Origin of the sequence: Streptomyces sp. NPDC007872 (assembly GCF_042868165.1) — a bacterium.
GTDB lineage: Bacteria > Actinomycetota > Actinomycetes > Streptomycetales > Streptomycetaceae > Streptomyces.
The window spans coordinates 827,643-851,273 of the sequence record NZ_JBIAEA010000001.1 but is presented as its reverse complement, the minus strand read 5'-3'; the positions used below and the strand labels follow the sequence as shown (position 1 = coordinate 851,273).

Sequence of the window (23,631 nt, the reverse complement as noted above, 5' to 3'; positions counted from 1 at the left end):
CCCGGACGAACGCCCGCCGCACCGGAGACAGCAGGAGACGCTGACAGACATGGCCCCGACCGCCGCCACGGCCCCCCTTCTCCGCGACGTCATCGACATCAAGGACAAGAAGTCGATCTCCACCTCCGACTTCGTCCTTAAGCTCGCCGAGGCCGTCACCGAAGAGGGCAGCGAGCGTGCGCTGCGCGACTACGTCGTCACCGAGCGGCTTCTCGAGAACTTCGACGAAGCCCTCGGGCTGATCAAGGCCGCTCTCGACGGGCACACCTCGAAGGCCGCCTACCTCCACGGATCCTTCGGTTCCGGTAAGTCGCACTTCATGGCCGTCCTGCACGCCCTTCTCCGGGGCGCTCCGGCGGCCCGCGCCCGTGCGGACTTCGACCCCATACTGGCCAAACACGAGTGGCTCGGCACCGAGGGAAAGCGGTTCCTTCTCGTCCCCTACCACATGCTTGGGGCGAAGTCCCTGGAGCAGCGTGTCCTCGGCGGCTACGTCAGCCACGTCAGAGAGCTTCACCCCACCGCGCCCATCCCCCAGGTCTACCGGACCGACGCGCTCTTCGAAGACATCCGTTCGCACCGCCTCCGCATCGGCGACGAGGCGTTCATCAACGGCCTCAGCGAGGCGGAGGCAGACGAGCCCGAGGTCGCTGTCGCCGCCGACGAGGACGAGTGGGGCGACTCCTTCGCCTGGACCCCCGCCCACCTCGACACCGCCCTCTCCGCCGAGGAGCTGGACGGCGGCGAGGTCAACCTCAATCTCGTCAATCCCACCGCCCCCGCCGAGCTGCGCGCCAAGCTCGTCCATGACGCGAGCGTGACCTGGTTCCCCGGGTTCGCCAAGAACGCGGTCGAGGACGAGCACGGGTTCATCTCGCTCGACGCCGGTCTCGCCGTGATCGCCGAGCACGCGAAGTCCCTCGGGTACGACGGACTGATCCTCTTCATGGACGAGCTGATCCTCTGGCTCGCCAACCGCATCCACGACCAGAAGTTCGTCTCCCGCGAAGCGGACAAGATCACCAACTTCGTCGAGGGCGCCGACTCCCGCCGGGCGATCCCGATCGTGTCCTTCATCGCCCGCCAGCGCGACCTGCGTGAGCTCGTCGGCGAGGAGACCTCCGGCGCGGCCGAGACTGCGATCCAGGACAGCCTCAACCTGGCCTCCGGCCGCTTCGACAAGATCACGCTGGAGGACCGCAACCTCCCCCAGATCGCCCACGCCCGCCTCCTCAAGCCGAAGGACGCCGAGGCCGCCGCCAAGCTGGAAGCGGCCTTCGCCAAGATCAAGCGGGTCGGGCCGCAGGTCTGGGACGTGCTGCTCGGCTCGGACGAGGGCACAACCGGCGCGGACGAGGATTCGTTCCGCCTGACGTACCCCTTCTCCCCCGCCTTCATGGACACGCTCGTCCACATCTCCTCCGCCCTGCAGCGCTCCCGTACTGGTCTGAAGCTCATGGGCCAGCTGCTCTCCGAGCACCGCGACGATGCGACGCTCGAGCAGCTCATCCCGCTCGGCGACCTCTACCCAGTGATCGCGGACGGCGGCGACAAGCCCTTCGTGGACGCGCTGAAGGCGGAGTTCCAGGCCGCCGACAAGCTCTACCGCCGCAAGCTGCGCCCGTACCTCTTGGCCACGTACGAGGTCACCGAGGAGGACATCGAGCGCTTCCGGCACCGGCCCGGGACGGTCACCGATCCGCAGCTGGTCAGCCGGTGCGAGGGCTTCATCGGCGACAACCGTCTGATGTGCACGCTGCTGCTCTCCGCGCTCGCGCCGAGCGTGCCGGCGCTCCGGGATCTCACCATCCGGCGGCTCGGCGCGCTCAATCACGGCTCCGTCGTCTCCCCCATCCCAGGGGCCGAGGTCGGTGTCATCAAGGGCAAGGTCGGCGAGTGGGCCGCCAACTTCGCCGAGATCAAGCCGACGGGCACACCCGCCAACCCGGGCGTACGGCTCGAGCTGGCGGGTGTGGACGTGGACTCCGTCATCCTCAACGCCAAGGCCAACAACAACCCGGCCAACCGGCGCGCGCTCGCCCGTCGGCTCCTCGAGGAGGAGCTGGGTGTCGAGCGGCAGGACCAGCTCGGCGCCGACGAACTCCGGTTCGTCTGGCGCGGCTCGAACCGTACCGTCGAGGTCGTCTTCGGCAACATCGCCGACGTGGACCAGCTGCCCGACCACGACCTGGCCCCCGGTCAGGAGGGGTTGTGGCGGCTAGTGGTCGACCTGCCGTACGACGAGGGTGAGACCGGCCCGGTCGACGACGCCAACCGAATGCGGAAGCTCCGCGACCGCCCCGGTGTGCCGCCCCGGACCGTGGCCTGGATCCCCGCCCAGCTCTCGGCCGCCCGCTACAAGGACTTCGAGCGCCTCGTCACCATCGATTACGCGCTCGCCGATCCGCGCCGCTTCGACACGATGTACGCCCAGCACCTCAACGCCGACAACCGGGCGCGCGCCAAGGGACTCCTCGAAGGACAGCGGGAATCGCTCGTCAAGACAGTGAAGGCGGCCTTCAAGCAGGCCTACGGTCTGGCGGCGAAGTCTCCGGCCGACGTCAACGTGTCGTTCAACGAGCACTTCGAGTCGCTGCGCGAGGTGCCGGAGCTGCGGGTCTCCATCGGCCAGTCCCTCAGCGACGGCGCCCGTCACATCGCGGCGAAGCTGCTGGCCCAGCAGTACCCGGCCCACCCCGACCTCGACCCCGACAACACCAAAACCGCCGTGCGGCCCGCCGACGCGCGGACCGTCTTCGGTTACATCCAGGCTGCGGCGGAGGTCGGCGACCGGCAGGCCGAGATCCCCGCCAAGGACCGCACCGTGATGCGGCGGATCGCCGCCCCCCTGGGCCTCGGTCAGCAAAAGGAGGCGTACTTCCGGCTGTCGAACCGCTGGGTCGAGCACTTCGCGCTGCAGGCCCGTACCGACGGCGGTCCCGGCGACCTGAGCGTCGTCCAGCTCACCGACTGGATCGACCGGCCCGAGCCGATGGGGCTCGAACCGTTCCTCGCCAACCTCGTGATCGCCTCGTACGCGGAGATGGACGACCGGGTCTGGGTACGGTCCGGTGCGCTTCTCGATCCCGCGCCCGAGCCGTCGGCCATCAAGCCGATCGACGCCCTCCGCTCGCAGCCGCTGCCGGACGAGTCGGTCTGGGAGGAGGCCGGACGCCGCTACTGGGACATCTTCGGCGAGAAGCCGCCCACCCTGCGCCGTGGCCGCATCGTCGGACAGTTCGCGCGTCAGATCCTCGCCAAGGCGCGGGACTACCAGGGGCCCGCGGACGCGCTGGTCACCGAGTTGGAGGCGCACGCCATACTGCTCGGTCTGGACAGCTCCGACGAATCCGGGCGCCTCGCGCTGGCCCGGCGTTCCCGCGACCTGCTCGACGAGCTGAAGGGCCTGGACCGGGGCGCGGCCGGCAGCACGTCGGCGGCCAAGCAGGTCATCACGGCCTTCGCCTCCTTCGACTTGGGCGAGGTGTCGGCCAGCCGCTACGGCGCTTCCATCAAGCAGGCCCAGCTCGTGGCGTCGGCGCTGACCACGACGGTCTGGGACATGCTCAAGCTGGCACCGAGCTACGGCCCCGAGGGCGAGGCGGTGCTCGAGCGACTCCGCCGTGCGGCCCAGGCCGACCAGCGCACCGAGAACCTCAAGGACGAGCTGGAGCGGGCCGGCAAGTCGATCATCGAGGTGATCCGCCGCAGCCAGGCCGCCGCCACTCCCCCGCCATTGCCGCCCGTCCCGGTCGAGCGGGAGCCGGAGAAGACTCGTACGCCCGACGACATCGACCTCAGCACCGACACCAGTCGGCCTCCCGTGCCCACCAGCCACCCGGCCACCGGTCGCGCCGCGCGCCGCGCCGGAGGCGGCCGGACCACTGCGTCCCAGGCGGTCGCCGAACTCCGCGCCGAGCTGGCCGAGCTCATGGCGGCCGAACCGGACGCGACCGTCGAGATCTCATGGCGGGTGGTGGAGTGACCGCTGCGACTGTCCTGACGACTGCGGTACGGCTGAATTCGGCCACGATCACGCAGTATCTGGCAGCTTCGTCGAGCCTAAGGCCCGGAAAGCAGCGGGCCGTGCTGCTGCGGGCCGCCCCCCAGTGGGACGGCCCGGGCGAGGTCGTCTGGGGCGAGACCCGGCGGGCGCGAGTCGTCGCGGCGCCGTCGCCCCTGGCCGTGTACGAACTCGTACTGGACCATCTGGCGCCGACCGGCCCAGGACCCGAGGTACTGGTCGTTCTGACCGATCGCGAGGAGTCGGAGCTCGGACCGGATCTGCTGGCCAAGATCCACAAGCACCGGGTCAACGCCGTCGACACCTGGGACGTCGTGCGCGAGTCCTTCGGGGCGATCGACACGGACGAACGGCTGAAGGGCGAGAACTGGGCTGCCGAGTCGCTGCTCGACGCCACCCCGCCCGGTGGCTGGCCCACGCGGGGCGGGGGCATCCTGTCCCGGAACGAGGCGCTGGCCGCACTCGCCCTGCGGCGGCTCGGCATCGGGCGGTACGACCCCGACCGCGACGGCACGTCGCCGTCGGCCGACGCCGACGTGCTGGACTTGCCCGCCCTCCTGCGCTGGTCGCAGCAGCCTGGTGGCCCGGACCGTTTCCTGGCCCTGCGAGTGGCGGAGCGCCGGGGTCTCGCGGACTTCCTCGGCGGGGAAGAGCAGGCGGGAGAGGCCGGGAAGGCACTGCTCGCCCTGATCGAGGCCGAGCACGGGCCGGACGCCGTCGCCTTCGGACTGCTGTGCGCGGCCCTGTGGGAGCACGTCGGTACAGAGGCGGATGCCGAGATCTACCGGGCCCGCGGCCGTGCCGAGCGCTGGTTCGGGGAGAAGCCGCCAGCCCAGGGCGAGGCCTTCGACCGACTGGCGGCCGCGTTCGGGCGGGCCTGCGAGGAGTTCGTCTCCGGGTTGCTGCTCACCGGCCGCTCCGGACGTACGGAATTCGACGAGTCGGCTGCAGAAGCGCGGAAGATCACCGGTACGGTCCTGGACCGGGCGGCGACGCTGGTGCGGCAGTTCGGCGCCGAGTCGGCCGAGCGCAGGAGTCCCGTGCTGCGGGCAGGTCTGGAGGCGCGGTTCGCCGAGGTCGGCGAAGCCCTGCGATCGGGAGCCATGGAGCGGACGCTCCAGGCACTCGAGCACGTGGATCGGCATCAGCTGGCGCCGGACCCGGACGAACAGGTTCGCATCAGACGCGCCCGTATGGCGCAGCGCCTGGCCCAGTGGCTGGCCCTCGGCCCGGAGACACAGACGCCGAGTTTCTCGGCCAGGCTCAACCGGCATGTCGATGAGACCGGCTGGGTCGACATGGCGCTGGAGCATGTGCAGGCCGGCGGCGACCCCGATTCCGCACTGAAGTCCGCGTACGACTCACTGTGCGCCTCCGTCCGGGAGAAGCGACGCGAGTTCGACCGGGAATTCGCCCGCGCGCTGGCCACCTGGACCGAGGGTGCCCGGGCCCCGGACTCGATGCTGACCGTCGAGAACTTCCTGCCGACCGTTGTCGCACCGGTGGTGAAGTCAGGGGATCGGCGGATCCTGCTGCTCGTCCTCGACGGAATGAGCGCCGCCATCGCCGCTGAGCTCGGCGAGGAGCTGCGCGAACACTGGGCCGAGTACGACCCGCTGCCAGGAGCGAAGGACGCGCCGCGGCGCCGGGCGATGGCGGCCGCGCTGCCGACCGTCACCGCGGTGTCACGTACGTCGCTGTTCGCGGCCCGGCTCATGCGCGGCGGTCAGGCCGACGAGAAGCGGTTGTTCCCGGCTCACAGGTTCTGGGGCGACGCGCAGGCCGCGGTCTTCCACAAGGACGATCTGCGGGCCGGCAGCGGGGGCGACTGGCTCGGCCCCGAGCTTCTCGAGGCGCTCGCCGGGGAGCGGACCCATGTCGCCGTCGTGCTCAACACGGTCGACGACCGGCTGGCGAGCGAGCAGAAGCTCGGCGACGGCACCTGGCGTCTCGACCAGATAGGAGCACTGCGGTCCCTCCTGCGACATGCCGCGGCCGAAGGCCGGGCCGTGCTGCTGACCAGCGACCACGGTCATGTCATCGACCGCCACGGCGTACGCGTGCACGCCACGGGTGTGGAGTCGGCGCGGCACCGCTCGCCCGGTCAGCCCGTGTCCGAGCCGGAGATCGCGTTGTCCGGGCCGCGTGTCGTCGACGACAAGCCGGGGGGCGAGATCGTGGCGCTCTGGGACACGGACACGCGCTACAACGCACGACGGGCCGGCTACCACGGCGGCGCGGCCCTGGCCGAGTTCACGATCCCCGTACTGGCGTTCCTTCCGTTCGGTGCCACGCCCCCGAAGGGATGGCGAGAGCTGGGGAACCCTCAGCCGTCGTGGTGGCGCCTGGGCGCCGAGACTCCCGTACAGCTGCGGCAGAAGCTGCCCACCGTGCAGCCGCCGGCTTCGAAACCGGCAAGGCGCGCCAAGGCCGAGGCGGCCGCGCTGGCCCGAAGTCATGACTCGTTGTTCGACATGGCTCTGGTCCCCGAGGTCAGCGACGAGGCGCTGTTGTCCCTGCAGGCGGTGTCTCCGGACGACGCTCTGGTCACCGCGCTGTTGGACTCCGACGTTTTCAAGTCCCAGGTGGACATGCTGGCTCGGAAGCCTGACCTGGGCCGGGTCGAGCGAGCCGTGCACGCGCTCATCGACGCGGGCGGGACCTTGCCGATGACCGCGTTGGCCCAGCGTGTCAGCCTGCCCGCCTCGCGACGAGTGGAGGGCTTCGCAGCCGTGCTGGGGCAGCTGCTCAACTACGACGGGATACAGGTCCTGGAGACCTTGCCGGACGGGCGCACCCTGCGACTGAACCTGCCTTTGTTGAAGGACCAGTTCGGGCTTGGTTGATGTGGTGGGCTCGCCGGAGAGTGACGTGGCGGGCTCGCCGGTCCGGGCGAACCCGCCACGTCCTCAGATGTCCGTGACGTACTGACGCATCAACTGGCAGAACCGCTGCAGCTCGTCCTGTAGGTGCGCGGCCAGCGGCTGCGGATGGAAGTGCGCGATCTTGTTCCGGATGTCCCGCACACGATCGAGTTTGTGGACGAACTGGACCCGGTCGACTCCCGTCCACTGGAGGGCGTGCCAGTTCCGATCGGCCTGCGGACGCAGCGATTCCTTCTTGTTCTGGCCGTCAAGCAGCGTCACGTAGTCGCCGAACGAGAGATCGGATATCTGGCCGGTCTGTTGGTTCTTCCGCTGGACGGCACGGATGGCGTCCGCGTCGATGGCCATGCCTAGGCACTTGCGCAGGCGTAGCTCGATCTCACCGATCAGGAAGAACGGCTGGGCCGTCGCCGCGAATCGCTCGGTGATGTCCGCCGCCGTCACGATGCCGCCGATCACCCCGTCGCTCCGGCGGATGAGCGCGTAGCCGTACTTGCCGATCAATGGCAGGAGCGAGAAGAAGTCCTGGGTCTCCTGCGCGACCGACCAGTCCCCCTGCGCCTCTGAGGCATTGGCCAGCGTCGCAGCGGCACCCTGCTCGTACATCCTGGCGACGGACCGCCACGTGACCACTCCTCGCAGGTGGTACTGCCCCTCGATGATGGGGAGTTGTGAGTAGTCGTTGATTCGCATGAGGTGCGTCACCGTGGTCAGCGGAGCATTGGGCGGCAGGCACTCGACCCCGCCGCCGGCAGGGAGGACGTCACCGATACTCAGCGGTCGCTGCGGCAGCGAGCCGCCCGCCGCGTCCTGCACGTCCACGTCTTCGTTCGCCTCGGCCTCAGCCTCAGCTTCTTCGGCTGTCACCGACTCGACCGCCACGATGTGGACCGTGGCGTCGTGGGCGCAGTTGACGAAGTACGGCACCGTCGCGAGACCGGCGTTCCTCAACGTCTGCTCGATGGACGGCACGGTGGACGCGTCGCGGCGGCGCGCGTTGAAGAACCCGAGGAACTCGAGGAGCGACAGCTCCTTCCCCTTGAGATCCTGGAGCTGCTGTCCGCTGGGTGTCTGCGGCATGCCGGCGCTCACCACTCCAGGTTTCCGCGAAGCAGGGTCCGCTTGCCCATCGCAGCCTGTACCAGTTCGAGCAGCTGCTTCGCACGGTTCTCGTAAAACCGGTCGAAGTCCGACGCGTGCAGAGCCGTCGGGTCGATGAGGTGGGTAGCGACGACGTCGTCGAACCACTCGGGACGCATGCCGGACTCGAGCTGCAGCCCCTTGAGGTACGAGGCCGGAGCGCCAGTCATGTTACGGCTCGCCCGCAGGGACAACGGCGTCTTGTTGACGATGGAGTTGACGTCCTTGGCGTGGCGGGCCGCAAGCTTCACGACCATGGCCTTGGGGAAGATCTGGCGTACGTCGACCACATGGCCCACGATGCGGGCAGGGTTGAGAGGGGCCTCCGTGTAGTACCAGTCGACCGCCCCCTGCTTGATCAGGAGCGCGTAGATGCCCTTGTAGGCCGCGCTGTTGCGCGTCGTCAGCCCGTCCAGCCGCTCCTCGAGGAACACGGCGTCATTCACGGTGTCGGGGACGACGGGCAAATCACGCCGGACCCAGGCGACGAGCTGCTCCACATCACGGGTGAAGCGACTCTCGGTCGAACCGCCGTACATCTCACCGAGGACGCCGTTCCAGTACCACTGGCCGATCTTCTCCTCGCCGTCCGTCGTGTCCGTCGCCTCTCCGACAATGGCCCGCACGGCGGCCAGAGGGACGAGCTGGGTGCGGTAGGGCAGGTCCCCTCCACGCACGATGCACTGCCGCTGCAGGAAGGAGCCCACCCAGCCGAAGGCCTCGGCGATCCTCGGGGCGTACTTCCGGAAGTCGGCAAGGGGCAGCTCCAGCAGGTCGCGGCGCTTGCAGGAGACCGCCATGCCGTCACCGGCCTGCTTCCGGTCCCAGGTCCTCAACAGGGCCACGGCCTGAAGGAAGTCGCTGCTGCTCAGTCCGTCGTCCAGGCCTGACTCCAGATCGCCGAACACCGGGTGCCGGGTGGCCAGCTCCGTCTTGATGCGCTTCCATTCCTTGGGCAGCTCGTAGTAGGTCCCGAACTCCTTGACGTGTGTCTTGTTGCCCGCGTAGGTCGCCGTGAGCAGCTCGAAGACGTTCAGAGGCAGGCCGCCCTTGTTCACCCGCTCGAACACCGCGCACACGGCGTCCATGGTGGTGGTGGCGGGGAGGTTGATCATGGGCACGTAAAACGACTGCACATGATTGAGGACGTGCTCCTCGAACTGTGACCAGACATCCCAGTTCGCGTCGTCCAGCTGTACGAACGCCTTGTGCCACACATTCGCCGTCTTTGTATCGAACACGAGATTCAGCGGGAAGAAACCGGCAGCGCATTCTTTTTCGGTCGTACTCAGGTCGAGCACGATCTTGCGGGCGAAGTCCGTCTTGAGGATGCGGTCCTCAGGCACCGAGACGATCGCCTCGTCGCGATCCGCCGGCGTCCCGATCGCCTTGGCGATGTCGATGTAGTACCAGCGCTTCAGATCCTTGCCGCGTCCGTCCACCGTCTCCACCGGCTGCTTCCGGTGCAGTGCCTGGAACAGCGACGTCAGTCGCTGCTGCCCGTCCAGCAGCAGCAGGTCGGGCGTCGTACCGGATGCCGATTCCGCGCCACTCAGCGGCCGCGAACGGAACTCGGCCTCGCCACCGGTCTGGAGGGTCATCGCCACGCCCAGCGGATAGTTGAGCGTCACGGTGGCGAGGAGCGCCCTGATGCGTTCGTCACCCCATTTCCACTCCCGCTGGAAGTCAGGAAGCTGCAAAGCGCCCGATTCGACCTTCCTGAGAAGGTCCTTGAGCTGTGGACTGTCGAGTGACACGCCGGTCGATCCCCCGCCTCGTATGCGAATAGTGCGATGCACGATTGGAGCAATCGGAACGTGCAAGCGTCAACCGGCATTCCCTCGCACGACGGAATGAGACAGGCAGGTCCGGCCGCTCTCGCCCCCTCGCGTACGCGTACCTCGCGTGCTCGCCGCCCGGAAGGCGGCCGCCAGACACGCCGGGATCCGACCAATGGAACACTGGTGGACGTGAGCACCGACCAGCCGCCGCGCCCCTCGCCGCCCGTAAGCGTCGCCCGCCGGCGCGATGTGATCGACGCCCTGCGGCGCGGAGCCGTACCCGAGAGCGGACTCGATCTGCTGGCGACCGGTCTCGGCCGATTCGAGACCGCACTCGACGCCGAACTGGACGCGGTCATTTCGGGCACATCCGTCTTCAAGGCCGTGCGCGGCGAGTACGGCTCGGGCAAGACGTTCTTCACCCGCTGGCTTGGGGAACGCGCCAAACGCCGGAACTTCGCCGTCGCCGAGATCCAGATCTCTGAGACCGAGACACCGCTGCACAAGCTGGAGACCGTCTACCGCCGCCTCACCGAGCGGCTGGCGACCCCCGGTTTCCCGCCGAGTGCCCTCCGATCCGTGGTGGACGCGTGGTTCTACGCCCTGGAAGAAGACGCCCTGGCCGACGGCGTGCCGGAGGAGAAGCTGTCCGACGAGGTCGACCGACTGACGGAACACCGGCTGGCGGAGGTGTCGCTGCACGCCCCCTCGTTCGCCGCCGCGCTGCGGGGCTACCGCACTGCACAGGAGGTCGGCGACGAGGCGACCGCTTCAGCGGTGATGGCCTGGCTGGGCGGGCAGCCGCACGTCGCCGCGTCGGCCCGCAGGGCCGCGGGGGTGCGGGGCGACCTGGACCACTTCGGCGCGTTGGGGTTTCTGCAGGGGCTGCTGACCGTGCTGCGCGATTCCGGGCACGCGGGCCTGTTCCTCGTCCTGGACGAGGTGGAGACCCTGCAGCGGGTCCGCTCCGACGCTCGTGACAAGGCGCTCAACGCGCTGCGTCAGCTCATCGACGAGGTCCACTCGGGGCGGTTCCCGGGCCTCTACCTGGTCATTACAGGTACGCCCGCGTTCTACGACGGGCAGCAGGGCGTACAGCGGCTGGCGCCGCTCGCCCAGCGGCTGGCGACCGACTTCACGACCGACCCGCGCTTCGACAATCCGCGCGCGGTACAGCTTCGCCTGCCCGGCTTCACGCTGGATTCCCTGGTGGGCCTGGGCCTCACGGTCCGCGACCTCTACGCGAGCGGGTCCTCGGCCCCGTACCGGGTGGTGGCGTCCGCCGACGACGCGTACATCGCGGATCTGGCCCGGGCTGTGGGCGGGGCGCTGGGCGGCAAGGCCGGGGTCGCCCCACGGCTGTTCCTCAAGAAGCTGGTGGGTGACGTCCTCGACCGGATCGACCAGTTCGACGACTTCGATCCGCGTCGGCACTACGCGCTGACCGTGAGCTCGACGGAAATGAGCGATGTGGAACGCAACGCGGCGGCAGGCAGCGCCGACGAGGTGGAACTGGAGCTCCCGTGAGCGAGGGCTTCGAACCGGTCGACCTCCTGCATCCCGGTCTGGTGCACCACATCGTCAACACGCTGGGATGGTCTGGACTCCGTCCCCTCCAGGAGGAGTCGATCACGCCGCTGTTGAACGGTTCGGACGCCGTGCTGCTCGCCCCGACGGCGGGCGGGAAGACGGAGGCCGCGTCCTTCCCCCTGCTCTCCAGGATGGAGCAGGCGCGGTGGAGCGGCACGTCGATCCTGTACGTCTGCCCCCTGAAGGCACTCCTGAACAACCTGCTGCCCCGGCTGGAGACGTACACGTCCTGGCTGGGGCGGACGGCGGCACTGTGGCACGGCGATGTGCCGACCTCCCGGCGCAAGCGCATCCTGCGCGAGCGACCGGACGTCCTGCTGACCACACCGGAATCCTTGGAAGCCATGCTGGTCAGCGCGAACGTCGACCACCAGACCTTCTTCTCCGGGCTGCGCGCGATCGTCGTCGACGAAGTGCACGCCTTCGCCGGTGATGACCGAGGCTGGCATCTGCTGGCCGTACTGGAACGGCTGGAGCGCGTGGTCGGACGGCCCGTCCAGCGTGTCGGGCTGTCAGCGACCGTGGGCAATCCCGAGGAGCTGCTCAAGTGGCTTCAAGGATCAGGGGCTGGCAAGCGGCCTGCTCAGGTCGTGGCGCCGCATCTGCGTGAAGAGACCCCGGTGCTGCCGCCGTCCGGTGACGTGCAGCTCGACTACGTCGGCTCCCTCGCCAACGCGGCGACAGTGATCGCGGCCCTGCACAAGGGCGAGAAGCGCCTGGTGTTCTGCGAGTCGCGCAAGCAGGTGGAAGAACTCGGCGCGAGCCTGCGGGCCAAGGGCGTGACGACCTTCCTCTCCCACGCCTCCCTCTCCGCCGACGAGCGACGCCGGTCCGAGGAGGCCTTCGCCGAAGCCCGCGACTGCGTCATCGTCTCGACGAGCACACTGGAACTGGGCATCGACGTGGGCGACCTGGACCGTGTCGTCCAGATCGACGCACCGGGCACTGTCGCCTCGTTCCTGCAGCGCCTCGGGCGCACCGGGCGCCGACCGGGGTCGGTACGGAACTGCCTGTTCCTGACCACCGACGAGGCCGGGTTGCTGTCGGCCACCGCGCTCTTGTCGCTCTGGGGCCGGGGCTGGGTCGAACCAGTGACCGCACCGCCCGAACCCCGGCACATCGCGGCTCAGCAGATCCTCGCCCTCTGTCTGCAGGAGCACCGGGTGGGCGACAGCCTGTGGCCGGAATGGTGGGGAGGGCTGGGCCCGTTCGGTCCAGCTGCGGCACCGATCATCGGCCACTTGCTCTCCGAGGGGTATCTGGACCGGGACGGTGACATGCTGTTCGTCGGCGCCGAGGCCGAGAAGCGCTTCGGACACCGAAACTTCATGGACCTTACAGCCGTGTTCACCGCGGCGCCGGAATTTACCGTGCTCTCCGGCCGTACCGAGATCGGGTCGACAGACCCCGCGCTGTTGACGGACCAGGTCGTCGGGCCGCGGCGGCTGCTCCTCGCGGGACGCAGCTGGCAGGTCACGTACATCGACTGGTCACGGCGTCGCTGCTTCGTCGAGCCGGCGGACGGTGGGGGGCGGGCGCGCTGGGGGGGTCTCGGTTTGCCCCATGGTTCGTCTCACGCCCTCACGCGAGCCGCACGCGAGGTCCTGCTCGGAGCCACCCCTCCGGTCACTCTGACCCGGCGCGCTGAAAGCGCCCTGGAGCAGGCGCGGGAAAGGAACGCCGAACTGGTCCATCCGGGCGGTTCCTTGATCGTGAGAGGAGGACGGGACACCAACATTCGCTGGTGGACCTGGGCCGGCTACCGGGCCAATGCCACACTCGCGGCCAGCCTCGGCTCCGTCACCGATCCGATGCAGCGCCCGACCGCCACCCACCTTCGCCTTCGCGAGGACATCACTCTCGAGGAATGGACCAAGGCCAAGGCAGAGGCCGCCGACCAGTTGTGTCTGCCGGTCGTCGACCCCAAGGCTCTCTCCGGCCTCAAATTCAGCACAGCGTTGCCACCTCGCCTGGCCGAAGCCACACTCGCCGCCCGCTTGGCGGACCTCGAAGGCGCCGCCGCGATCCTCCAGGAGTCGACGAGGTTCACATGGCTCGCGACGTAGAGGGGCCTTTCCGGCCCTCGCCTCAGGTCTTGGTGTTGAGCAGGTGGCGCCTAGGTGGCCGACGTACATCAGGCCTGTCCTGGGACCGTCGTCGTAGAAGTGCGGTCTGGGGCGATGGTGTTGCCCAGGCCGATCTTCAGATGCGCCTGCAGGAAGACCTTTCCGTCCGGATGGACCTCCTTCGGGACCCGCAACATCCGTTCCATCCGCAGTCTGTCGTTGTGGATGCCCTGATCCGGCTCGCGCATCGCGACTTTGGCAGCCGGGAACGGACGGTCCCTGGGTTCCTTCCCCTTGCACCAACCGAGGAAGTCGCCGCAGGTCGGGCCCTTGGCCGACGCTTCGGCAAAGGGGCTGAGGGTCGGTAAGCCGTCCCAGGCCACGGAGAGCCAGTTGTCCACCGACTGGCTGCCGAGTTCCTCTGATGATCTTCACCTTGCCGGTGAAACGGAGGTCCGGCAGTTCGCCGAACATGTTGAGCAGGTCAGAGAAGATCTCCGGATAGTCGATGCCAGGAACGACGGGGTTGCGAACGCGAGGGAGTGGTGACCCGCTTCGGTCAACCTGCTCTGGAGGAATCGCACCTGCCTCTGCACGGTCTGGGACTGGTCGTAAAGCTCCTCGTTCTCGCCGCGCAGTTGGTCCGCGGTGAAATCGACCGTGTCGAGATCGGCATTGAGTTCGCTGACCTTCTTCGCCTGTGCCGCCTCGGCGTCGCCGGCCTCGTCAAGCATCCCCTGGAGCGTCGCATTGTCGCTCGTCAGCCGATCGAGGTCAGAACCGTGCGTCTGAGGACGCGGCCTGGTCCGCTGAATCGGCAGTGATTCCAGCGCCTCCGGCAATGGGTGTCGCAGAGCCAGGCGCTAGGACAGCAGGCAAGGGCTTCGCGCCCGGACGACATGGGCCTCGATCGTCCTACGGGACATCACCGGATGACGTTGGGCATCGGGTTTCCAGGCAGGATCGACGTCCGGGAGGTAGATGCGGATGCCGCCCCCGAACACGAGGGGGACGCGATGGCCTCGTTGAACGCGACCCGGGCCTCGGGGGCAGGACGTACAGCATGGCGAGGCCGAAGAGGAATCTGAATGCCGTCTCCACGGTCGACTCCGCCCAGTTGTCGACGTCCTCTCCGTAGGGGATGCTGGCGATGACGATCGGCAGCCGTCTCTCGGTGTTGCGGAGTTCCTCGATGACTTCCGACATGTCCTCCGGCTCGATAAACGGCGGCCTCGTCTTCACTTCCGCCAGGCCGTCCCTGGTGTCGATCGAGTCCAGGAGCAGGCTGGCGATACCGGTGTGTTCGCGGGAGTGGAGAACCAGTTCGGCGAGGAAGGGTGGTTCTCGACGTCGACCTGGATTCACGCGCGGTCCTCATCGTCCTGGAGGTCGGTCCGGACGACGAGGGTGGACTGCCGGGCCCCGATCTGTAACGACGGCGTCTCCCGCATCCGCCAACGTGTGTACGCGGCATGCCGACCGGACAAGGAGTCCTGGTCCAGGGTCACATGGGGGGGCAATGTCGCTGCGGCCCTCGTCGAGCGCTGAGACATTATAGCGCTTGCTCTCCAGCCAGGCGTGCAACTGACGTTCCGCGTGTGCGGAGGTGATGCCGAAGTCCTGCGGGGTCGATATGACCATGCGGTAGCCGTGAGTCTCCACGGGTGATCTTTTCGGGGCCGTGGATCGATGTCGACCTGCGGCTCGGAGCGTACTGAGGAGTCGATGGATCATGTCCCGGGGCCACGGGCACCGCGGCAACGGAACTCCAGCGGTACCAGGTCCATGGGCTGAGCCTAGGTTCGAGGAATCGGCCAAATACTGCGCTTCGATCAGATCGCTGTCAGTAGTGGTGTTTTCACCGGGCGTCCCCTCGAGTCCACGGGAGGAGAGACATCGCGGGGGGCATTGTCCAGGCGGAATCCCCACTCATCTGCGGGGCAAGCTGCCGCCCGGCGTCGCGTGGGGGCTGCTTGGCGCGGCTCTGTAGGAGTCTGAGCCTCCGCTCCAGCGCGCCTTGCTCCCTCTGGACGAGAAGACGGCGCGAGTCCGGTCGCACAGGACCCGGAGCACGGGCCTGTGCGGTGGGTGAAGCGCCCGATTCCCGTGAAGCTATGGCAGATCACGGTGCGGCATCGGCAGGAGAACGCGACGTTCGTCCGGGTCCGGCCGGAGGGGTGAGCCGGCCTCGGGAGCGACGCCGGTCGGTGATCCATACGCCCAGGCGGTCGGCTCCGGTCGATCGTCCCTCCGCCACACCTCCGGACCCCGTCCATCGCTCGTCCGCCCTCACCGCGAGCCCCTTGCCGCCCCGGCGGGGGCCCCGGGCTACGCGCCGTTCCCGCTGTCGCGGCGGGTCATCGTTCGCGCCCGCCCTCGGGTCAGTACGCAGGGCAACTGCCTTGCTCCGCAGCGTACATGGCGCAAAGAGAGCGGAAGGCGGGGCTCCCGCGGGGTGGGTATCGGCGGTACGGCCTTGTTGTCCGTCCTGTGGTGCACACTTGCTGCCTGGTACAGCGCTCACGGGGAAGGCGGCGGCGATGCTGACGGGGATCGAGGAGGTCGACTGGGCCTCGCTGGGGCATGCGTACGGCCCCGCGGACGACGTGCCGGAGCTGCTCCGCGGACTCGCCTCCGCCGACCCCGCCGAGCGGGAGACGGCACTCGACGGCATGTACGGGGCGGTGCACCACCAGGGCGACGTCTACGACTCGACGCTCGCCTGCATCCCCTTCCTCCTCGAACTCGTCGCCGACCCCGGGGTGCGGGACCGGGGCGGCATCGTCGAACTCCTCACCAGCATCGGCGGGATCGAGCTGGACGACGAGGAGGAGCTGGGCGAACTCCCGGGCATGGAGGGGGAGTTCATCCCCGCCGCCAACTACGCCATGGCCGCCGCCGCCATCGCCGCCGGGGCCGGCGTCTTCCTCGGCCTCGTCTCGGACCCCGACCCCGAGGTGCGGCTCGCCGCGCCATGCGCGCTCGCCTCGCTGCACCCCGAGCCCGCCCGGGTGCTGACCCTGCTGCGGGAGCGGCTCACCGTCGAGCGGGACACCGAGGTGCGGCTCGCCCTCGTGGCCGCCGTCGGGCAGCTCGCCCTGCGGCACGCGTCGCTGCGCGCCGAGACCGTCGAGTGGCTCGGCTGGCTGGCCCGGGCCGCCCAGGACCCGGGGCTCCGGCTCGCGGCCCTCGCCCAGCGGGCGCGCTGCGCGCCGGGCGAGATCCCCGACGACGTCGTGCCGTGGGTGACGGGGCTGTTGGAGGAGATCAGGACCGCGCCCGCCACCGGGACGGGGCCCGGCACCCCCCGGGACTCCGCCCCCACGCTCATCGGGCAGGTGCGCGAGCTCCTGGAGGAGCACGCGGCCGGGCGGCCCGCCCCCTGGACCGAGGAGCTGCTGCGGACGCTGCACGCCGCGCTCGACGACCGCGTCGACGACCGGATCGCGCTGGTCCTCGCCCAGCTCCGCAGCCCCGACCGGTGGCAGCGCGCGGACGCGATCTGGCTGTGCGGAAGTCTGATACGGGTCTGGCGCGGGCGGTACGAGGAGGTCGTCCGGCTCGTCGGCGAGCAGCTCCACGATCCCGAGCCCCGGCTCCGGGAGGCCGCCACCTCCTTCCTGGAGCGGCTCTTCGAGCTGGGCGCGCCCGCCGCCGACGCGCTCGCGGCGCGCCTGGCCTCCGCTCCCCCGGGGCCGGCCGGCGGGTACGGCGCCGTCGGGCGGTCCGGGCGCGAGGGGGCGCTGCTCGCCCTCGCCCGCGCCGGGGACATCCGCGCGGTGCCGCTGCTCGCCCGCGCCCTGGAGGGAGAGGACGAGGTGCGGCGGGAGCTGCTGTACGCCACGGACGGCCTCGGGCCCTCGGCGGCGATGCTCGCTCCCGCGCTCCGGCGCCGGCTCGCCCGGGTCGAGCTGGACGAGCGGCTGTACGACCGGGCGGCCCCGCTGCTGCACGCCCTGGCCGCCGTGCGGGGCGCCCAGGCCCTCCCCGAGGTGCTGCGGGTGCTGCGCGGCGCGTCCGCCAACCGGCGCGACCGGGTGCGGGAGGCCGCCCTGCGCACCCTCGCGGCCTTCGGGCCCGCCGCCCGGGAGGCCGTACCGGAGCTGCGGGAGCTCCTGGCCGACGGGTCGGCCGCCGTCTCCGCGGCGGCGGCGCGCGCCCTGTGGGCGGCCGAGGAGGACACGGCGGAGGCGCTGCCGGTCCTGGAGCGGTGGCTGCGGCCGGGTCTGCCAGACGCGGACCGGTGCGCCGCCGCCCGGGTCCTCGGCGAGATCGGCCCCGCGGCGGCCTCCGCGGCCCCGGCCCTGCGGCCCGCCCTCGCCTCGCGGGACCCGTGGGTGCGGGTCCGCGCCGCCGCGGCCCTGTGGCGGGTGACCGGAGAGGCGGAGGAGGTCCTTCCGGTGCTGCTCGCCGCCTGGGAGGAGAACCGGCACGCGCGCGTGGACATCGCGGAGTGCCTGGCGGAGATGGGCCCCGCCGCCTCGGCGGCCCAGCTCGTCGTCCTCACCGAGCTGACCCGCAGACGCCGCCACAACGCCCGCGAGGGCGGTTCGGGCACGCACGACGTCCACCTCGACGAGAAGCTCCTCACCCTGTGCCGGGCCGCCCTCGCCCGGATGGAGCGGGGCGCGTACTGAGGGGTGCGGGGCGCGTACCTGAGGGGTGCGGGGCGCGTACCGAGGAGCGCCCGCGGGGCGCTCCCCACCGCGGGGGCGGATCCGACGCAGGGGCAAAAAGGACTCCGGCTCACATAAGGTCTTCCGCATAAGGTCTACGGGGAGAAGAGCAGCCCGTCGACGACCGGGGAGCAGGTGGGCACGTGGGACCGCGCGGAGTGCACGTCGCCGTCGGCGCTCTGTGCGTCCTGGGCGCCCTCGCGCTCGCCGGGTGCGGCAGCGCCGGTACGGGCGGCCTGGAGAGCGCCGGGCCCACGAGCCCCGCCGTGGGACCCGTACGGCTCTGGCCCGATCTGCCGCCCGCCACGAACCCGCCGATCGACTACGGCGAGTCCGACATCCAGCGCGTCCCCGGGATCGCGGTCGCCGGCGGCGACGTCCGCTCCGTCGATGCGGTGGAGGTCGTCCGCGCCGAGGTGCGCGCCCACCCCGACGCGCGCAGCGGCGCGGACGGGCTGTACGAGGAGACCGCCCGCGCGGTCGAGGCCTGCGTGAGCGCGCCCGCCGCCTGTCCGGTCATGCGGCCGTACTACCGCGACCTCACCGGCGACGGCCGGGACGAGCTGATCGTCGGGATCCGGATGCCCGAGCAGCAGGTCGCCGTGCGGGTCTACCGCGCCGAGAAGGGCGGGCTCACCCGGATCATGTCCACCGTCGACCAGGTCATCACCGTGGAGCTGGCCGGCCGGGACCTGATCATGCGGGTCGGGTCGGCCGGCATCCCGGGGTACGAGTACCGCACCGCCTGGTCCTGGGACGAGCGGCAGGGCAGCATGCTGCCCACCCGGGACGAGATCGTCCGGGCGAGGCCGCCGGGTGGGCCGCCGGCGGGCGGGCGTCCTGGTGACGGGCGCCTTCCCGGGAACCGGCCTTCCGGGGGCCCGTCCTCCGGCGACCGGGCGTCCGGCGACGCGTCTTCCGGCGACCGGCCTTCCGGAAGTCCACCTTCCGGAGGCCCGGCTTCCGGCGCCCGGCCGTCCGGGGACCGGCCCTCCGGCGCGGGCCCGGCACCTTCCCCCGTACCCCCCGCCCTGGCCGCACCCCCTCCCCCTCCGGAGGAGACCCCGTGAGGGCGTTCCGGCGGCCCGCCTGGACCGCGACGCTCACCTGGAAGGCCGCCGTGTTCATCGCGGTGATGTGCTGCGCCCTCGCCGCGCTGCTCGGCGCGCTCGTCCACGTGTCCGTGACCCGGCAGACCGTGGACGACGCCCGGGAGAAGGCGCTGGTCCGGCTCGGTGAGGTCACCGACCTGTACGAGGCGGGAGAGCCGCTCCCCCGGTTCGCGGGCGTCGACCCGCCCGGCCTGCCGGCCCCCCTGCGGGCGCTCGCCCTGCGCGGCGAGCGCGGCACGGTGGTCGCCGACCGCGGGGGCCGGCCGGCGATGTGGGCGGCGGGCCCCGCCGACGGCCGGGCCCTCGCCGTGCGCCTCGACCACTCGCAGAGCGCCGAGACGATCGACGCGCTCGGCCGTTCGCTGCTCGGCTCCTCCCTCCTGGCGATCGGGGCGACCCTGGTCGTGGGCGTCTTCGCCGTCACCCGGGTCACGCGCCGGCTGCACCTCACCGCGCGGGTGGCCCGCCGGATCAGCGCCGGCGACCTCGACGCGCGCGTGGACGACCCGAGGACGAAGGACCCCACCCGCCCCCAGGACGAGGTGGCGACCGTCTCCGGCGCGCTCGACACCATGGCCTCCTCCCTCCAGCGGAAGCTGCAGAGCGAGCAGCGGTTCACCGCCGACGTGGCGCACGAGCTGCGCACCCCCCTGACCGGGCTCACGGCCGCGGCCGAACTGCTGCCGGAGGGACGCCCCTCGGAGCTCGTACGGGACCGGGTGCGGGCGATGCGCGGGCTCACCGAGGACCTCCTGGAGATCTCGCGGCTCGACGCCCGCAACGAGACCGTGGACCTGGCGGTGCACGAACTGGGCCCGCTGGCCGAACGGGTGGTCCGCGCCTCGGGCACGGAGACGGAGGTGCGGATCGTGCGGGACGCCCCCGTCGAGACGGACCGGCGGCGCCTGGAGCGGGTCCTCGGCAACCTGGTGGCCAACGCGCACAAGCACGGGGCGCCCCCGGTGGTGGTCACGGTGGACGGGCCCGCGGTGACCGTGCGGGACCACGGGCCGGGGTATCCCGCGTACCTGCTGGAGTCCGGGCCGCAGCGGTTCCGCACCGAGAGCGGGAGCAAGGGGCACGGCCTGGGGCTGACCATCGCGGCGGGACAGGCGGAGGTGATCGGCGCCGAGCTGGTCTTCGCCGCGGCGCCCGGCGGGGGCGCCGAGGCGCGGCTGCGGCTCCCCGCGTACGTACCGCCCCTGCCGGATCCCCCACCCGGCCCCTCGTCCGGTTCTTGGCCCGGCCCCTCGTCCAGTCCTCGGCCGGGTCCCCCGCCCGGTCCCCGCCGGAGGGGGCCGGGCGGCGGGAACGGCTGAGGGCGCCGGGAGACCGCGAGAGGAGCGCGGCGGCACACCGTCGCACGGCACACCGTCACACAAAAGGGACATAGCGCATACCGCTTGCTACGTTGCGCCCATGACCGCACCGCGAACGCCCGCGCCCCCGCCCGGCGTACGCGTCCCGAAGCGCCGCGGCGTGGAATTCTCCCTCCTCGTCTGCGCCGTCCTCATCGCCGTCTACGGTTACGCCGCGGTCGGTCTCGCCCGCGGCGGCGCCGTGCCGCCGGACGCCGCCCGCTACGGGGCCGGGCTCGGCCTGCTCGCGCTCGTCGCCCACCTCGCGGTCCGCTTCGGCGCCCCGTACGCCGATCCGCTGCTGCTGCCGATCGCGGTCCTGCTCAACGGCCTGGGCCTGGCCCTGATCCACCGGCTGGACCTGGAGACGCCGTACGACCGGGCCGCGACCACCCAGCTCGTCTGGTCGGCGCTCGGCGTGACGCTCTTCATCCTGGTGGTGCTGCTGCTGCGCGACCACCGCACCCTCCAGGGGTACGCGTACGTCTGCGTCGCCGCCGCGCTCGCCCTGATGCTGCTTCCGATCTTCTTCCCCGCCGTGAACGGCGCCAGGATCTGGATCAGGATCGGCGGGCTCTCCTTCCAGCCGGGCGAGTTCGCCAAGATCCTGCTCGCGGTCTTCTTCGCCGCGTACCTCGCCGCCAACCGCAACGCGCTCGCGTACACCGGCCGCCGGATCTGGCGGATCCAGTTCCCCTCGGGGCGGGTCCTCGGGCCCGTGGTGGCGATCTGGCTGCTGAGCGTCGGCGTCCTCGTCCTGGAGCGGGACCTCGGCACCTCGCTGCTCTTCTTCGGCCTCTTCGTGATCATGCTGTACGTGGCGACCGGCCGGACCGGCTGGGTCGCGGTCGGCCTGGTGCTCGCCTCCGCCGGCGCCTTCCTGGTCGGCTCGCTCGAACCGCACGTCCACGGCCGGGTGCAGGACTGGCTCGACCCCTTCGCCTCGATCCGGGCGGGCGACGGGCCGGGGCAGCTCGCCCAGTCCCTGTTCGCCTTCGCGGCCGGCGGGATGCTCGGCACGGGGCTCGGCCTCGGCCACTCCGTGCTCATCGGCTTCGCCGCCAAGTCCGACTTCATCCTGGCGACGGCCGGCGAGGAGCTGGGGCTCGTCGGCCTGAGCGCGCTCTTCCTGCTGTACGCGCTGTTCGTCGGCCGCGGCTACCGCGCCGGCCTCCTGCTGCGCGACCCCTTCGGACGGCTCCTCGCGATCGGGCTCGCCTCGATCGTGGCGCTCCAGGTCTTCGTGATCGCGGGCGGGGTGATGGGGCTCATCCCGCTGACCGGCATGGCGATGCCGTTCCTGGCACAGGGAGGCTCGTCCGTGGTGACCAACTGGGTGATCGTCGCCCTCCTCGTCCGGGTCAGCGACTCGGCGCGCGCGCCGCGGCCGGAGCCGGCCGACACGGGCGAGCCCGCACGGGTCAAGGAGGGCGCCGCGTGATCGTGTGTGTGCCCGCCCCCGCGACCTCGCGCATCCCGTGCGCCCCGTACGCCCCGTGCGCCCCCGGGGAGGCCCGGTGACCCGCTACATCCGGCGCGCCGCCGCGCTCTGTCTCCTGCTCCTGGCCGCGCTGCTCGTGAACGCGGGCCGCGTGATGGTCGTCGAGGCCGGGTCGCTGAACGACGACCCGGCCAACCGGCGGATCGCGATCGGCCGGTACGCGCAGCCGCGCGGCGAGATCGTCGTCGACGGGAAGCCGGTGACGGGCTCCCGGGACAGCGGGCAGCAACTGCGCTGGGAACGGACCTACCGCCAGGGGCCGTTGTACGCGCCGCTGACCGGCTACGCCTCCCAGACGTACGGCACGACGCTCGTCGAGGACGCCGAGGACGCGGTCCTCGCGGGGACGGAGCCGATGCTGGCGCCGTTGCCGCTCCTGAACGGCCTCACCCGGGGACGGGAGCCCGGCGGCGACGTGCTCACCACGATCCGGGCCCCGATGCAGGAGGTCGCCTTCCGGGGGCTGGACGGCAAGCGGGGCGCGGTGGTGGCGGTCGAGCCGGCCACCGGCCGGATCCTGGCGCTCGTCAGCTCGCCCTCGTACGACCCGGGGGTGCTCTCCGGGACGGGCCCGGGGGTCACGGGGGCCTGGCGGCGGCTGAACTCCTCGCCGAGCCGGCCGATGCTGAACCGGGCGCTGCGGCAGACGTACCCGCCGGGCTCGACGTTCAAGATCGTGACGGCCGCGGCGGCCCTGGACGCGGGCGTGGTGCGGGACGTGGACGCGCCGACGGACACCCCGGACCCGTTCGTGCTGCCGGGCACCCGGCAGGTGCTGCCGAACGAGGCGAAGGGCTGCGGCGACGCCTCCCTCGCGTACGCCCTCCAGTGGTCGTGCAACACGGTGATGGCCGGGCTCGGGGTGGAAGTGGGCCTGACGGGGATGGTCGACGCGGTGGAGCGGTTCGGCTTCAACGACCCGGCCCTCCGGGTGCCGTCGTGGGTGGCGAGGTCCACCTTCGACCGGGAGATGAGCACGGACCAGCTCGCGCTGTCGTCGATCGGGCAGTTCGACACGACGGCGACCCCGCTCCAGATGGCGATGGTGGCGGCGGCGGTCGCCAACAACGGCGAGATCGCCCGCCCGCACCTCGTCGACCGCACGACGACCTCCGGCGGCGCGACCGTGGAGCGGACCGCCCGCCGGAGCTACCGGCAGGCGATGAACCCCTCGACGGCGCTCCGGCTCCAGGAGCTGATGGTGCGGGCGGTGGAGGAGGGGACGGGGACGAACGCGGCGATCCCGGGGGCCCGGGTCGGCGGCAAGACCGGCACGGCCCAGCACGGCTTCGGCAACACCGGCACCCCCTACGCCTGGTTCATCGCCTGGGCGCAGGGCGAGGACTCCGCCCGGCCGGCGGTGGCGGTGGCGGTGGTCGTCGAGGACGCGGAGGCCTCCCGTACGGACATCAGCGGGGGCGGGAGCGCGGCGCCGCTCGCGAAGGCGGTGATGGAGGAGGCGCTGCGGCTGGAGACGGAGGGGAGGGGGTAGGCCGCG

At 71.0% G+C, this 23,631-nt stretch carries 13 protein-coding genes; 9 read left to right on the top strand and 4 right to left on the bottom strand.

The annotated features are described in order from the left end of the window. The first annotated feature begins 49 nt into the window (after nucleotides 1-49). Entirely contained in the window at nucleotides 50-3,985 is a 3,936-nt protein-coding gene (locus ACFYNX_RS03440; protein ID WP_388657172.1) for a phage resistance protein, read from the top strand. Beyond that, complete coding sequence (gene pglZ / locus ACFYNX_RS03435) at nucleotides 3,967-6,870, top strand: BREX-2 system phosphatase PglZ (RefSeq protein ID WP_388657169.1); 2,904 nt, start codon at nucleotides 3,967-3,969, stop codon at nucleotides 6,868-6,870. The genes ACFYNX_RS03440 and pglZ overlap by 19 nt, the downstream gene beginning before the upstream one ends. A 63-nt stretch (nucleotides 6,871-6,933) precedes the next feature. On the opposite strand, the gene ACFYNX_RS03430 is transcribed toward pglZ, so the two are convergent. Together ACFYNX_RS03430 and ACFYNX_RS03425 are read right to left on the bottom strand one after the other, a co-directional pair. Then, the gene (locus tag ACFYNX_RS03430) at nucleotides 6,934-8,001 is read right to left on the bottom strand and encodes a CBS domain-containing protein (protein WP_388657166.1); all 1,068 of its coding nucleotides are present in this window, start codon (nucleotides 7,999-8,001) and stop codon (nucleotides 6,934-6,936) included. Further along, the gene (locus ACFYNX_RS03425) at nucleotides 7,998-9,806 is read right to left on the bottom strand and encodes a DUF262 domain-containing protein (protein WP_388657164.1); all 1,809 of its coding nucleotides are present in this window, start codon (nucleotides 9,804-9,806) and stop codon (nucleotides 7,998-8,000) included. The genes ACFYNX_RS03430 and ACFYNX_RS03425 overlap by 4 nt, the downstream gene beginning before the upstream one ends. A gap of 213 nt (nucleotides 9,807-10,019) precedes the next feature. Between ACFYNX_RS03425 and brxD the strand changes: the two genes are divergently transcribed. Both brxD and ACFYNX_RS03415 read left to right on the top strand, forming a co-directional pair. After that, nucleotides 10,020-11,357 carry a BREX system ATP-binding protein BrxD gene (gene brxD / locus ACFYNX_RS03420; RefSeq protein ID WP_388657161.1) on the top strand — a complete coding sequence of 446 codons (1,338 nt, stop codon included), beginning with the start codon at nucleotides 10,020-10,022 and terminating at the stop codon, nucleotides 11,355-11,357. Beyond that, nucleotides 11,354-13,486 carry a DEAD/DEAH box helicase gene (locus ACFYNX_RS03415; RefSeq protein ID WP_388657158.1) on the top strand — a complete coding sequence of 711 codons (2,133 nt, stop codon included), beginning with the start codon at nucleotides 11,354-11,356 and terminating at the stop codon, nucleotides 13,484-13,486. Before brxD ends, ACFYNX_RS03415 begins: the two co-directional genes overlap by 4 nt. Nucleotides 13,487-13,554: 68 nt before the next feature. On the opposite strand, the gene ACFYNX_RS03410 is transcribed toward ACFYNX_RS03415, so the two are convergent. Beyond that, nucleotides 13,555-13,887: a hypothetical protein gene (locus tag ACFYNX_RS03410; RefSeq protein ID WP_388657155.1), complete on the bottom strand. Its 333-nt coding sequence runs from the start codon at nucleotides 13,885-13,887 to the stop codon at nucleotides 13,555-13,557. 30 nt (nucleotides 13,888-13,917) lie between these two features. Continuing rightward, nucleotides 13,918-14,220 carry a hypothetical protein gene (locus ACFYNX_RS03405; protein WP_388657153.1) on the bottom strand — a complete coding sequence of 101 codons (303 nt, stop codon included), beginning with the start codon at nucleotides 14,218-14,220 and terminating at the stop codon, nucleotides 13,918-13,920. A gap of 1,806 nt (nucleotides 14,221-16,026) precedes the next feature. Here ACFYNX_RS03405 and ACFYNX_RS03400 point away from each other — a divergent pair. From ACFYNX_RS03400 to ACFYNX_RS03380, 5 genes are all read left to right on the top strand, one after another. Continuing rightward, a complete protein-coding gene (locus ACFYNX_RS03400; RefSeq protein WP_388657150.1) occupies nucleotides 16,027-18,123 on the top strand; it encodes a HEAT repeat domain-containing protein in 2,097 nt (698 codons plus the stop codon). Nucleotides 18,124-18,305: 182 nt separating this feature from the next. Next, nucleotides 18,306-19,232: a hypothetical protein gene (locus ACFYNX_RS03395; RefSeq protein WP_388657147.1), complete on the top strand. Its 927-nt coding sequence runs from the start codon at nucleotides 18,306-18,308 to the stop codon at nucleotides 19,230-19,232. Beyond that, nucleotides 19,229-20,593 carry an ATP-binding protein gene (locus tag ACFYNX_RS03390; protein ID WP_388657145.1) on the top strand — a complete coding sequence of 455 codons (1,365 nt, stop codon included), beginning with the start codon at nucleotides 19,229-19,231 and terminating at the stop codon, nucleotides 20,591-20,593. The genes ACFYNX_RS03395 and ACFYNX_RS03390 overlap by 4 nt, the downstream gene beginning before the upstream one ends. A 100-nt stretch (nucleotides 20,594-20,693) precedes the next feature. After that, the gene (locus tag ACFYNX_RS03385) at nucleotides 20,694-22,073 is read left to right on the top strand and encodes an FtsW/RodA/SpoVE family cell cycle protein (RefSeq protein ID WP_388657143.1); all 1,380 of its coding nucleotides are present in this window, start codon (nucleotides 20,694-20,696) and stop codon (nucleotides 22,071-22,073) included. Between the two features lie 76 nt (nucleotides 22,074-22,149). After that, nucleotides 22,150-23,625 carry a penicillin-binding transpeptidase domain-containing protein gene (locus ACFYNX_RS03380; protein ID WP_388657141.1) on the top strand — a complete coding sequence of 492 codons (1,476 nt, stop codon included), beginning with the start codon at nucleotides 22,150-22,152 and terminating at the stop codon, nucleotides 23,623-23,625. Nucleotides 23,626-23,631 lie beyond the last annotated feature (6 nt).

Bases quoted from the DNA above. Each gene is read 5' to 3' on its own strand.
- ACFYNX_RS03440 (WP_388657172.1), top strand. From the start codon at position 50: ATGGCCCCGACCGCCGCCACGGCCCCCCTTCTCCGCGACGTCATCGAC.
- pglZ (WP_388657169.1), top strand. From the start codon at position 3,967: ATGGCGGGTGGTGGAGTGACCGCTGCGACTGTCCTGACGACTGCGGTA.
- ACFYNX_RS03400 (WP_388657150.1), top strand. From the start codon at position 16,027: ATGCTGACGGGGATCGAGGAGGTCGACTGGGCCTCGCTGGGGCATGCG.
- ACFYNX_RS03405 (WP_388657153.1), bottom strand. From the start codon at position 14,220: ATGCTTGACGAGGCCGGCGACGCCGAGGCGGCACAGGCGAAGAAGGTC.
- ACFYNX_RS03385 (WP_388657143.1), top strand. From the start codon at position 20,694: ATGACCGCACCGCGAACGCCCGCGCCCCCGCCCGGCGTACGCGTCCCG.